The sequence below is a fragment of the Thermodesulfobacteriota bacterium genome (assembly GCA_036482575.1).
In the GTDB taxonomy this organism is placed as follows: Bacteria; Desulfobacterota; GWC2-55-46; order GWC2-55-46; family JAUVFY01; genus JAZGJJ01.
Genome location: JAZGJJ010000227.1, coordinates 1 through 12,760, shown reverse-complemented (window position 1 = coordinate 12,760; position 12,760 = coordinate 1). Strand labels below are relative to the sequence as shown.

General features: G+C 61.1%; 13 protein-coding genes. All 13 read right to left on the bottom strand.

Features of this window, described 5'->3' with window-relative positions:
- A partial coding sequence (locus V3W31_10240) for a pyridoxine 5'-phosphate synthase (protein ID MEE9615308.1) occupies positions 1–736 on the bottom strand: 736 nt, incomplete at its 3' end.
- A 31-nt stretch (positions 737–767) separates the two neighbouring features.
- Positions 768–2,132, bottom strand: a complete 1,365-nt coding sequence (glmM, locus tag V3W31_10235) for a phosphoglucosamine mutase (protein ID MEE9615307.1) — start codon at positions 2,130–2,132, stop codon at positions 768–770.
- A complete protein-coding gene (locus V3W31_10230) occupies positions 2,129–2,821 on the bottom strand; it encodes a CdaR family protein (GenBank protein MEE9615306.1) in 693 nt (230 codons plus the stop codon). The genes glmM and V3W31_10230 overlap by 4 nt, the downstream gene beginning before the upstream one ends.
- A gap of 73 nt (positions 2,822–2,894) precedes the next feature.
- The gene (gene cdaA, locus V3W31_10225) at positions 2,895–3,686 is read right to left on the bottom strand and encodes a diadenylate cyclase CdaA (protein MEE9615305.1); all 792 of its coding nucleotides are present in this window, start codon (positions 3,684–3,686) and stop codon (positions 2,895–2,897) included.
- Between the two features lie 24 nt (positions 3,687–3,710).
- Positions 3,711–4,928 (bottom strand): dihydropteroate synthase, encoded by a 1,218-nt coding sequence (gene folP, locus V3W31_10220; protein MEE9615304.1) that lies wholly within the window; start codon positions 4,926–4,928, stop codon positions 3,711–3,713.
- Positions 4,929–5,001: 73 nt separating this feature from the next.
- Positions 5,002–6,918 carry an ATP-dependent zinc metalloprotease FtsH gene (gene ftsH, locus V3W31_10215; GenBank protein MEE9615303.1) on the bottom strand — a complete coding sequence of 639 codons (1,917 nt, stop codon included), beginning with the start codon at positions 6,916–6,918 and terminating at the stop codon, positions 5,002–5,004.
- Between the two features lie 90 nt (positions 6,919–7,008).
- Complete coding sequence (locus V3W31_10210; protein ID MEE9615302.1) at positions 7,009–7,899, bottom strand: YihY/virulence factor BrkB family protein; 891 nt, start codon at positions 7,897–7,899, stop codon at positions 7,009–7,011.
- An 8-nt stretch (positions 7,900–7,907) separates the two neighbouring features.
- On the bottom strand, positions 7,908–9,218 hold the full coding sequence (gene der / locus V3W31_10205; GenBank protein MEE9615301.1) for a ribosome biogenesis GTPase Der: 1,311 nt from the start codon (positions 9,216–9,218) through the stop codon (positions 7,908–7,910).
- A gap of 107 nt (positions 9,219–9,325) precedes the next feature.
- The gene (gene era, locus V3W31_10200) at positions 9,326–10,213 is read right to left on the bottom strand and encodes a GTPase Era (GenBank protein MEE9615300.1); all 888 of its coding nucleotides are present in this window, start codon (positions 10,211–10,213) and stop codon (positions 9,326–9,328) included.
- A 31-nt stretch (positions 10,214–10,244) separates the two neighbouring features.
- Entirely contained in the window at positions 10,245–10,385 is a 141-nt protein-coding gene (locus V3W31_10195; protein ID MEE9615299.1) for a hypothetical protein, read from the bottom strand.
- 108 nt (positions 10,386–10,493) lie between these two features.
- Positions 10,494–11,945 carry a TatD family hydrolase gene (locus tag V3W31_10190; protein ID MEE9615298.1) on the bottom strand — a complete coding sequence of 484 codons (1,452 nt, stop codon included), beginning with the start codon at positions 11,943–11,945 and terminating at the stop codon, positions 10,494–10,496.
- Positions 11,946–11,951: 6 nt separating this feature from the next.
- Entirely contained in the window at positions 11,952–12,377 is a 426-nt protein-coding gene (locus V3W31_10185; protein ID MEE9615297.1) for a hypothetical protein, read from the bottom strand.
- A 14-nt stretch (positions 12,378–12,391) separates the two neighbouring features.
- A partial coding sequence (locus tag V3W31_10180) for a class I tRNA ligase family protein (GenBank protein MEE9615296.1) occupies positions 12,392–12,760 on the bottom strand: 369 nt, incomplete at its 5' end.

The window sequence follows — 12,760 nt, the reverse complement described above, 5'->3', positions numbered from 1 at the left end:
CCCCCCGGCCCCCCCGCCCCCCCCCCCTCAGAAGCTCCAGCATCTCGCGCACCGCCGCCTCTATCCCCGTATAGACGCTCCTCGCCACGATGCTGAACCCTATGGCGAACTCCTCTATCTCCTTTATGGCGGCCACGTCCTTTACGTTATGGTAGTCGAGGCCGTGGCCCGCGTGCACCCTGAGGTTGAGCCTCCTGGAGAGGAGGACCGCGTCGGTTATCCTCTTCAACTCCGCCGCCCTCTCCCTCTCATCTTTGCTGTCCGCGTAGCGGCCCGTGTGTATCTCCACGCCGTCGGGCCCTATCTTGTGCGCGAACTTCACCACGTCCGGGGCCGGGTCTATGAAGAGGTTCACGGGTATGCCCGCCTGCCTGAGCGTGGTGACGAACTTCTTAAGCTCCTCGGTGCGCGTCTTTACGTCGAGGCCGCCCTCGGTCGTCAACTCCTCCCTCTTCTCCGGGACGAGCGTGACCATGTAGGGCTTCACCTCGAGCGCTATGGAGAGCATCTCCTTTGTGGCGGCCATCTCGAGATTGAGCCGCGTCTTCATGGTCTTCTTCAAGAGGATCAGGTCCCTGTCCTGAATGTGCCGCCTGTCCTCCCTCAAATGCACGGTTATGCCGTCGGCCCCGGCGAGCTCGACCTTCAGCGCGGCCGTCACCGGGTCGGGCTCCGCAGCGCGCCTCGCCTGCCTTACGGTCGCTACATGGTCCACGTTAACCGAAAGCCTTGCCATCTGCCGAACTCTCCTCCTTAAGAACCGACGACTATGCCAGCTCTTTCCTTACGGTATCCTCCAGCTCACCGGCGAGGATGTCTATCTCGTCCCGGTCCGGCCCCTCGACCGTTACCCTGGCCAGCGGCTCGGTGCCCGAGTATCGTATAAAGGCCCTGCCCCTGCCCTTGAGCCTGCCGCGCACGTCATGAAGGGCGCCGACGATCGCGGGTATCCCTCCGAGCTCCCTTTTCTCCTTTACCCTGACGTTCCTCAGCACCTGCGGGTACGTCTCCATGCAGGCGGCCAGCTCCGAAAGTGGTTTTTCCTCCCTGACCATCCTGGCCACCACCTGGAGCGCTGTAATGGTCCCGTCCCCGGTCGTGGTGTGGTCGAAAAATATTATATGCCCCGACTGCTCGCCCCCGAGGTTGTAGCCGTTCTTCAACATCTCCTCGACGACGTACCTGTCGCCCACGTCCGTCCTTACGACCTTTCCCCCGGCCTTCGTTATGGCCTCGTCGAAGCCGGAGTTGCTCATAACGGTCGCGACGACGGTATTTTTCTTGAGCGTCCCGTCCCTGAGCATGGCGAGAGCGGAGAGGGCCATTATGCGGTCCCCGTCGACCACCCCTCCCTTTTCGTCGACCAGTATGCACCTGTCGCCGTCGCCATCGAGCGCCACGCCTATGTCCGCGCCGTGCCGCTTCACCTCCGCGCTTACCACCTCGGGATGGAGCGCCCCGCAGCCCTCGTTTATGTTCTCGCCGTCCGGCTCTCCGCTGACGGTAACGACTTCGGCGCCGAGCTCGTAGAAGACCTCCGGGGTGACCTTATAGGCCGCGCCGTTGGCGCAGTCGACGACTATCTTCAACCCGTCGAGCGTGAGCTCGGCAGGGAAAGTGTTCTTGGCGAAGACCACGTACCTGCCCGTGGCGTCGTCCACCCTGTAGGCCTTTCCGACCTCGCTCGCGGTGGGCCTGTGGCTCGAATTTTGCTTCTCGAATATAAAGCTCTCTATCTTCCTCTCCATCTCGTCGGGGAGTTTCAACCCTTTCCTCGAAAAAAACTTTATCCCGTTATCCTGGTAGGGGTTATGGGAGGCGGATATCACCACCCCGGCGTCGGCCCTCATGCTCGCGGTTATGAAGGCTATGCCCGGGGTGGGGAGCGGGCCTACCATGAGCGCGTCAACGCCCATCGAACATATGCCGGCCATCATCGCACTCTCTATCATGTAGCCGGAGAGCCGGGTGTCCTTGCCTATTACTATCCTGTGGCGCCTGGGCTCGCGCTTGAAAAGGTCCGCTATGGCCCTGCCGAGCTGCAGCGCGGTCTCGGCGGTCATGGGCTCCACGTTGGCCACCCCCCTTACGCCGTCCGTACCGAAAAGTTTTCTTTCCTTCCCCGCGCTCATTTCTTCTTTTCCTCTTCCACCGGCTTCTTCTCCTCCTCGGGCTTCTCCGTCTCTTTTATCTCCACGGTCACATCCACCACGTCCGGCTCAACGCCGGCGATCCCGAGCTCAACCGTATCCAGATCGACCTCGACGGTCTCGGTCCCGGTAAGCCCACCCACGTCCACCGGTTCGGTCTTTATGCTCTTTATCTTGCGTACTTTCTTGCCCCTGCCGACGATTGCCACGCTGCCGGGCTCGACCGAGAAGGCGGCCACCTCATATCCCTCGGCCGGGACCCCTACGAGCTTCACCTCGACAGGCACAACGGAGGTTACAAGGCGCTCCATGCGTATCTCCACCGAGGCCGGGCGTATCCTCACCACCTCTATTCCCCTGGGGACCTTTACTTCCTCCGGGGTGAGCCTTATGGTATTAAGGCCGTCCTTCGCGTCGCTCAGGTCCACGTCCACGCTTATCTGGGCCGGCGACAGCTTGTTTATAAAGCTCTTGGGGCCCACCACCCTTACGTCTATGTCCCCGGGCGGGGAGCTCACCATGATCATCTCCTCGGAGATGCCCTTGAACCCCAGCGGCACCAGCAGACCCACCTCGGAGACCTTTTCGCCTACAACAAGAAACCACAGGGCGAGGGCAAAGGCAAGTGCCAGGAGCTTAAGCCCCAGGTTCTCGAAAAATATCTTCTTCATACCTCCGTCTTTCCTTAATTATGCCCGGTGCAGTGCGGTGCGGCCCGGTCCAAACGTTAAAAAAACTCGCCACTCATCTACCGGCCTTCCACGGGAAGAAACTACTGGCCGGTTTATCCTCCGGGGCAAGCGCCGCCTTGAGCCTCGCGGGCAGCAGGGCGGGGTCGAGCCCCAGTTCGAGTTTTTCCTCGATAACGAGCGACACCTCGCCTGTCTTTTCCGAGACCACCACCACAGCCGCGTCGGTCTGCTCGGAGAGCCCGAGCGCCGCCCTGTGCCTGGTACCTATGCTCTTCGTGAGCTCCTTTTCCGTCAGCGGCAGTATGCACCCGGCCTTCAGCACCCTGTTGCCGTGCACCAGCACCGCCCCGTCGTGCATGGGGGAGTGGGGGTTGAAGATAGCGAGGAGCAACTCCCTGGAGACCTTCGCGTCCAGCTCGATGCCGGTATCGATGAGGTCCTTCATGTCCATCCCGCGTTCTATCACTATAATGCCGCCGACCCTGTCGGCGCTCATGGCGGAGACGGCCCTGGACACCTCATCGAGGGACTCGGTCGAGCTCATGGTCTCGTGGCTCGAAAAGGCCCTCCCCATCTGCGCGAGCGCCCTCCTTATCTCCTGCTGGAAGAGGATAATTACTATAATAACTATCGAGCCGAGGAAGTTGCTGAGTATCCATTGGAGCGTGAAAAGGCCAAGCCCCTGGCTCGCGAAGTACACCACGACCACCACGGCAAGGCCCCAGAGCATCCTCTCCGCCCTGGTGCCCTTCAGCAGAAGCATCAGCCAGTAGAGCACCGCGGCGACGATCAGGATATCCACGACGTCCACGATGTTCGTAAAAACAGGCACTCCCTCGAACATCCTCACCCTTCCCCCCCTTTCCCCCTAAGCGTCCGGCTTCCGGGGCGCCGACCTCAAGGCCGTGGCCATCGCCGCGGCCTCGCGGGCCTCCCCTACGTCATGGACGCGGACGATATGCGCCCCGTTCAGTACGGCCGCCGTCACTGTCGCGAGCGTACCGGCAAGGTTCCGGCCGTTCGCCGTACCGAGCGTCTTACCTATGAAGGACTTCCTCGAACTCCCGAGGAGTATCGGCCTTCCGAGCGCCTTCAGCTCCCCGAGCCTCTTGATTATCTCCATGTTGCCGGCGGCGGATTTGCCGAAACCTATGCCCGGGTCTATGACCGTGCTCTCGGCCCCTATGCCCGAGCTCTCGGCGTAATCGAGCCTTTCCCTCAGGTAGTTGAATATCTCGCCCATCATGTCCCGGTACCCGACGTTCTCCTGCATGTTCCGCGGCGTACCCCTCATGTGCATAAGGACGACCGCCGCGCCGCTCTCGGCAACGACCCCGGCCATCTCCGGGTCTCCCTCGAGGGCGCTCACGTCGTTTATCATCTCGGCCCCCTCTTCGAGCGCCTCCCTTGCCACGGCCGCCCTGGTGGTATCCACCGAAACCGCCATCCCTTCCTTCGCCAGCGCCCTGACGACCGGTATGACCCTCTTAACCTCCTCGGCCTCGTCCACCGGCGCGGCGCCGGGCCTCGTGGACTCACCGCCGACGTCGATAAAGTCCGCCCCCTCGCCGGCCATCTCGCGGGCTCTCCGAACAGCCTTCTCCTCTTCAAGGTAGAGCCCGCCATCGGAGAAGGAATCGGGCGTTACGTTCAGGATGCCCATAACGAGCGTACGCTCTCCGAGGGTCCAGCTTCCGCTCCGTCCCTTCAAGGTGAGCTTTCCGCGCTCCGTATTGGCCAGGACGTCGCCGAGCTGCTTCGCGAGCGCCGGGAGGTCGTAAGGCTGAAGCCTTAACTTCTTTATAAGCAGCTTGATCTGCTTCCTGGTACCGGAAAGGATGGCGTCGGTGGTACCCACCCGGCACGAGACCGTACCCTTCGACACGGCGGCATCGCCGCCTACCGCGAGTATATCCTGCTTGAGTATATTGGCCTGTGCGGGGGTGAGGGCCTCGACCTTGATGTTTTGATGGAGTTGCTTGGGGGCCATGAGTTTTATGCCCACGGGGTCGGCCCCGACAAGCTCCATCTCCGAGCGGGCCTCTTCCGCGGACCTTATCTCAAGGCATCGTATAGGCGGTCTCAAAAGTGTCTCCGACCGGACCGGCCTTCTACCGGCCGACGCGCGAAAACTACGCGAACAACAGTCACAAGGCGGGTTACTTGCCCCCCCCGGCCTCCGCCCTGGCAGCGGCCGGCTCCACGGCCTCGGACTCGGGGGTCTCCCGACCCCCCTCCGCCGGACTCTCCTTCTCCGGCTCCGGCTCGCTGCGGCCCGGGGGTTTATCGTCTCCGAAGATTATCCCGTCTATCTCCTCGCCGTCGAGGACCTCTTTTTCGAGGAGCGCGGCGGCGAGCGCGTGCAGCACGTCGATCTTGCCCTCGATGAGCTTTTTCGCCCTCTTGTAGTTGTCCCTTACGATCCTCTTTATCTCGGAGTCTATCTCAACGGCCGTCCCCTCGCTGAAGTCGCGGCGCTGGGCCATCTCTTTACCGAGGAATATGTGCTCCTCCTTCTTGCCGAAGGCAAGAGGGCCGATCTTATCGCTCATGCCCCACTCGCAGACCATCTTGCGCGCGAGCTCGGTGGCCCTCTCTATGTCGTTGCCCGCGCCGGTGGTCATGTGCTTCATGACCACCTCCTCGGCGACCCTGCCGCCCATAAAGACCGCGATGTTGCTCATGAGGTACTCCCTGTTGTGGGTGTAGCGCTCGTCTACGGGCAGTTGCTGGGTGAGCCCGAGCGCCATGCCCCTGGGGATTATGGAAACCTTGTGTATCGGGTCGGTGCCGGGGATGAGCCTTGCGACGAGCGTGTGCCCCGCCTCGTGGTAGGCGGTGTTCCGCTTCTCCTCCTCGCTTATTATCATGCTCTTCCGCTCGCTGCCCATGAGGAGCTTGTCCTTGGCCTCGTCGAACTCGGCCTTCTCTACCTTGTCCTTGCCCCTTCTCGCGGCAAGGAGCGCCGCCTCGTTCACGAGGTTGGCGAGGTCCGCGCCGGAAAAGCCCGGAGTGCCCCTGGAGACCACATCGAGTTCCACGTCGTCGGCAAGCGGGACCTTCTCGGCGTGCACCTTCAGGATCTCCAGCCTCCCGTTCAGGTCCGGTTTGGGAACGAGCACGGTACGGTCGAACCTTCCGGGCCTAAGGAGTGCGGGGTCGAGCACGTCGGGACGGTTGGTGGCCGCGACGATTATAACCCCCTCGTTGCTCTCGAAGCCGTCCATCTCGACAAGGAGCTGGTTAAGAGTCTGCTCCCTCTCGTCGTGTCCGCCGCCGAGCCCCGCGCCCCTGTGCCTGCCGACCGCGTCTATCTCGTCTATGAATATTATGCACGGGGCGTTCTTCTTGCCCTGTATGAAGAGGTCCCTGACCCGTGAAGCTCCCACGCCGACGAACATCTCGACGAAGTCGCTCCCGGAGATGGTAAAGAAAGGCACCTCGGCCTCGCCGGCTATGGCCTTGGCGAGAAGCGTCTTACCCGTGCCCGGCGAGCCGATAAGGAGCACCCCCTTGGGTATGCGGCCGCCGAGCTTCGTGAACTTCTTCGGGTCCTTCAGGAAGTCGATTATCTCCTCGACCTCGTCCTTGGCCTCGTCTATGCCGGCCACGTTCTTGAAGGTGATCCTGTGCTGGTCCTCGGTCAGGAGCTTTGCCCTGGACTTGCCGAAGCTCATGGCCTTGCCCCCTCCGGACTGCATCTGGCGCATGAAGAATACCCACAGCCCTATTATAAGGAGGAACGGGAGCCATGAGACCAGTATGGTGCCCCACGAGGGGGTGTCCACCACCGGCTCGGCGGATATCTTCACGCCCTTCGCCCTGAGCTTCCCGACGAGCTCGGGGTCGTCCGGGGCGAAGGTGCTGAACTCCTTGCCGTCCTTGAACCTGCCGCTTATGTTGTTGCCCTGGATGGTGACCGACTCGACCTCGCCGCTGTCCATGGACTGGACGAAGTCGCTGAAGATAACCTTGTCCGGCTCGATGGGCTTGTAGCTCAGGAGGTTGAACATCAAGACGGCCGCGGCCACTATGATGAGCCACATGGCTATATTTTTATATAATTGCTGGTTCATGTACGTCCTCTCGGTTAAGAGACCATATTAATATTCCATTTTGCCATAGGTTAAAGGGTTTTACAATAAAAATCTTTGAAAAATGGGGCCTTAGGGGCCCTTACCGACCCGGCCCGGGCGGCCTCCGCCGGACTCCCCGGTGGACTCCCCGGTAGACTCCCGATGGGCCGAGATGGCAAAGCTCGCCCCGAAAAGGAATATGTTCGCCGAGTAGAATATCCATATGAGAAGCACCATCAACGCCCCGAGCGAGCCGAAGAACTTGTTGTAGATGGGGAAGTTGGAAATGTACCACCCGAAGAGGTGCTTGGCCGCCTCCCAGAGCACCGTAAAGACGCAGCTCCCGTAAAGAGCGAACCTGTAGTCCATCCTCCGGACCGCGATAAACTTGTATACCGCCGAGGTGGCCAGGACCATTACCACGAACGATACCATATAGGTAAAGGCCAGGCTGCCGAGTATGTAACGCACGACCCCCATGCCGTATATCCCGACATCCAGGGTGCCGACGACCTCTCCGAGCGCGGTTATGCCTATGGAGACCAGTACCGTCAGGAGCACCACGACCAGGACCGCCATGCCCATGAGCTTCCTTACGATAAAGCCGCGCTGCCAGCCCATGTCCTTCCCGCCGTAGACCGAGTAGAGCGAGTCCTCGAGGGCGTTCAGCACCAGTTGGGCGCTCCATGCAAGGATAAACAACCCGAGCCAGCCGAAGGCCTTCCAGTTCTCCACGAGCCCCCTGACGTTGCTTACGACCCCCTCGCCCAGATACGGGAGCCTCTCCCTCGCCGCCGCCACGACGCTTTCGAGAAGCTCGGACTCTTTCCCGAGGACGGAGCCCAGGAGTGCCGTGACGATAAAGAGGAGCGGGATGAGCGAGAAGAAGGCGAAGAACGATATGGCCGCGGCCCGGGTAAAGCAGTCCGCCTCACCGAACCTCGCTACCGCGCCGCGGACTATACGTAGAAGGGGTTCCATAGGGGTGCTTAGTGCCTCTTCCTGAAAAAGACACGCAGGGGGACCTCGCCGAGTTCAAGCGACTCCCTCAAGCTGTTTACAAGGTACCTCCTGTAGCTCTCGAGTACCGCCCTCGGGTGGTTCGCGAATACGGTAAAGGCTTGGGGGCGGATGCCGGTCTGGGTCGTGTAGTAGAACTTTACCGACCTGTTCCCGTGAAGCGGGTGGCTGTGCCGGGCCGTTATCTCCTTCAGGAGCTTGTTGACCATGGAGGTGGGGAACTCGCGCCCGCCCCGTTCATTCACGCGCTCGACCGTCTCGAACACCTTACCGGTCCTCTGCCCGCTCAGCGCGGAGACGAAAAGCACCGGCGCAAACGAGAGGAACGGAATGGTGCGGCGTATTTCCTCGATGAACTTCCCGGTCGTACCGGTGTCCTTCTCCACCACGTCCCACTTGTTTATGACGATAACGCAGGCCTTGCCGCTCTTCTCTATAAGCCCGGCTATGCTCTCGTCCTGGGACTTCACCCCCTCCCGGCCGTCTATCACCAGGAGAACCACGTCGCACCTGTCGATGCTCCTTATGGCCTCCATGGCGCAGTAGGCCTCCAGCTTCCTGCTTATGCGGTTCTTCTTCCTTATGCCCGCGGTATCTATAAAGAGGTGGGTCCTCCCCCCGTGCTCGAAGACGGTGTCGATCGAATCCCTGGTGGTGCCGGGAGTATCGGAGACTATCGACCGCTCGCGGCCTATGAGGCGGTTAAGGAGCGAGGACTTGCCGGCGTTGGGCCTGCCCACTATGGCGACCTTTATTCCCTCTTCCCCAACTTCAACGGGCTCCGCCTCCGGAAGGCGGGCGAGCACCTCGTCAAGAAGCTCGGAGATCCCCAGGCCGTGCTCGGCCGAAAGCGGCAGCGCCTCGTCCATCCCGAGCGTATAAAAGTCCGACACGATATCGCCAGCGGCCGCCGTGTCCAGCTTGTTCACCCCGTAGACGACGGGCTTGCCGGACCTCCTCAGCATATCCACTATCTCACGGTCTCCTGGCATGGGGCCGGACCTCCCGTCCATAACGAAGACGATAGCGTCGGCCTCCTCCACTGCAAGACGGGCCTGCTCCCTTACCTGCCGCTGTATCCCTTCGGTCGCCTCGGGCTCGAAGCCGCCCGTGTCGACGAGCGTAAAGAGCCTGCCTCGCTCCTCGCAGTCGGCGTAGTTCAGGTCCCTCGTAACGCCGGGCTCGTCCTTCGTTATGGCCTTGCGGCGGCCTATGAGCTTATTAAAAAGGACCGACTTCCCTACGTTCGGGCGGCCCACTATGGCGACTATGGGTTTCATGGGTTAAAGGCCGTTATGCGTGAAAGAGCCGTGATGCGTGTACGTTATACGTGATGCGGAAAATCCTTAAATACGTATAACGCATCACGCACACGCATAACGGCCTTTCACTCGTACCCGAACTCCTTCATGGCCCGGGCGTCCCGGGTCCAGTCCTTCCGGACGCGGACGAAGAGCTCGAGGAAGACCCGCACCCCGAGGAGCCTCTCTATGTCCTTCCTCGCGGCCGTGCCTATGCGCTTGAGCATCCCGCCCCCCTTGCCTATTATAATCCCCTTCTGAGAGTCCCTCTCCACGTTAATCTCGGCCCTTATGGCGACGACCTTCCCGCCCTTCTTCTCCTCGAACTCTTCCACCATGACCGCCACGGAATAGGGTATCTCCTGCCTCCCGAGGATAAAGACCTTCTCCCTTATAATCTCCGCGGCTATGGCCCTCTCGGGCTGGTCGGTTATCGCGTCCTCGGGGAAGTACCTCGGGCCCTCGGGAACCACCTTCAAGAGCTCGCCGAGGAGCTCGTCCACGCCGTCGCCGGTAAGGGCCGCGAGCGGCACTATCTCTTTGAACTTAAAGAGTCCGGAGTACCGCTCGATCAGCGGCAGCAGCTTCCCCTTCGCCACGAGGTCCACCTTGTTTATGCCGAGTATGACCGGGGCCCTGACACTGCCGAGGCTCTCGATTATGTAGCGCTCGGTCTCGTCGACCCCCCTTGTCGCCTCCACGAGGTAGAGTATGGCGTCGGTGCCGGTGAGCGCCCCCATCGCCTCCCTTACCATAAAACGATTAAGCTCCCCCCTGGCCCTGTGCAGCCCCGGCGTGTCTATAAAAACGACTTGCGCGCCCTCGAGGTTCTTCACCCCCCGGATCCTGTTACGTGTGGTCTGGGGCTTTTCCGACACTATGGACACCTTCTCGCCGAGGACCGCGTTCAGGAAGGTGGACTTCCCCGCGTTGGGCCTGCCTATTATGGCTATGAAACCGGATTTAAACGGCATGGCTTAAAGATAGCACTAAGAACGGGTGGTGTCAAAGAGGGTGTTTTTCAAGGGGGAGGGGGACGGCGGGGCGGAGCAGGCGGACGTAGGTGACAAAGCCGACCTTAAGAAGGAGGAAGCCCGTCACCGTCGGTATGCCGAGCGCGAGTATAAGGGCCATGGTAAAACTCATCCCTCGCCTCCCCTTAAAATCTTGTAGACGCCGGAGCACGGAGAGCCGGAGCTGAGGAGCAGGACCACGGATATCAAGAGCGGGATCGCGTTGCGGCCGCGGCTCATATCAGCCGACCTCGTTATAGTCCCTGACCCTGAAGGCCACCCCGAGCTCGTCCTCGGCCACCCTGCGGCAGGCCTCCACGTCCAGCCCCGGCACGGCCACGACCGTCGCCACGACCTTGGAGATGTACTTCTTCGCCTCCAGGAGGAAGTAGAGTATCGCCGGGTATGCCTTATCGCCGAACGGGGTCTTGCAGAGTTTCTGGTAGGTCTCCGAGTCCGGGGCGTTCATGCTGACGGATATGCAGTCGACGAACATCAGTTTGGGCAGCACGTTGCCTCCGTGTACGAGGTTACTGAGCCCGTCGGTGTCCACTCTTATCCTGCAGCCCGCCTTCTTGAAGTGCAGCCCCACCTTCCTCAGGAGGTCGAGCCTTATAAGCGGCTCGCCGAAGCCGCAGAAGACCAGCTCGTCATAGCTCTCCGGCTCCGGACCCACGGCCTTCAAGACGTCCATGAACGTGGGCTCCCTTCTGAGCTTCAGGTAGTGGCCCTTCACCGTATAGTCTTTGAACTTGGCGCAGAAGGTGCAGTGGTTGGTGCAGCGGTTGGTTATGTTCAGATAGAGCGAGTTCCTTATGGGGTATGCTATGCGGGCTTCTTCTTCGCCTCCCCGAGCCCCTTTGCCCGGCAGGCCGAAGAGCTCGCTCGCGTTGAGCGTGGTGATGCGCGCCACGTCGGCGAGGCTCAGGCCCTTCAGCTCCGCCAGCCTCTTCGCCGTCTCCACAACGAAGGCCGGCTCGTTCCTCTTCCCCCTCCTGGGGACGGGCGCAAGGTACGGGCAGTCGGTCTCGAGCAGCATCCTTTCGGTGGGCACGGCCTTTACGACCTCCCTGAGCGCCTCGGCCTTCGGGAACGTAACGGCCCCGCCGAAGGCGAGATAGAAACCCATCTCCATCGCCCTTCGGGCCATCTCTTGCGAGCCGGAGAAGCAGTGTATCACGCCCCCGGCCTCCTCGGCCCCCTCTTTCCTAAGGATATCGAGGGTCTCGTCTTCGGCCTCCCGCGAGTGCACTATGAGCGGGAGGGCCAGTTCCCTGGCGAGCCGGATATGTCTTATGAAGACGTCCCTCTGTGTCTCGGGCGGCGAGTTCGTGTAGTGGAAGTCCAGGCCGGTCTCGCCCACGGCGACCACTTTTTCGTTTTTTGAGAGTTTGCGTATAAGGTCGAACGGTGTCTCGTCGGTTACGAGTTTGGCGTCGTGGGGATGGATGCCGAGCGCGGCGTATACGGAGGGGTTGGCCTCGGCTATGGCAACTACTTTTTCGAGCTCTCCCGCCGCCTCCCCCCCCTGCCAGCAGCCGACCGTTACCATGGACTCGACCCCGGCTTCAAAGGCCCTGGAGATGACCTCTTCCCGGTCCTCATCGAAGCGGGGGTCGTCGAGGTGGGCGTGGGTGTCTACGAAGCTTTCCTTACCCGCCGGGCGCGGCGGGCCGGCCCCCTCCTCCTTCATGGCGCGTCAGGGAGTTTTTTCATTTCCCGTTTCAATAACTTTTATCTTCGTGGCGGTCCATATACCGTCCGGCCTGACGCGCCTCTCCACGCGGACGTCTATCTCGCCCTCGTCGGCCACGGTCCTTACAACGCAGTAGTCCTCCGTCTCCTCGACCACCTCGCACTCGTCCCGGCTGACGTTGAGCCCCTGCTCCAGGAGCATGGCGTGCGCCACGTCCGCGGCGTCCCCCCTCCAGCGCTGCCCGCCGTTATCGAAGGCCCGCTGGAGGCGCTTCTCCTCTTCCATATCCACCATGAGCGTTACCTCGCGGACATGCCGACCTTCGGTCTCAACCTTCGGGGCTTCGGCCTTCGGGGCGTTAGCGTCGGAGCCGCCGCAGCCCGAGAGCGCCATAAAGAGAACCACCGGTACAGCCAAAAAATTCTTCATTCCGTTAAACCCCCTTATTCGACCCGGGGAAAGAGCGGGGCCCCTTTATCGACCTTGAGCCCGGCTATCTCCCTGCCGCCTACTTCGACTTCCTTATCGAACGAACAGTTCTCTATCTCCGCGTCTATGCCGAGTTGGCCCCATATCTTCAGCGCGGCCTCGGGCATGAAGGGATATAAGTATACCGCGACTATCCTGAGACCTTCGGCCAGCGTGTAGAGGACGTTCGAGAGCGTTTCCTCGTCACCCTCCTTTGCCAGCTTCCACGGTGCGGTCTTTTCCACGTAGCCGTTAAGCTCTCTTATAGCTTCCCATATAAGTGTGAGAGCGTGATGGTACTGAAGCTGATTCATAGAACCGTCGAAACTACGCGAAAACGGGTC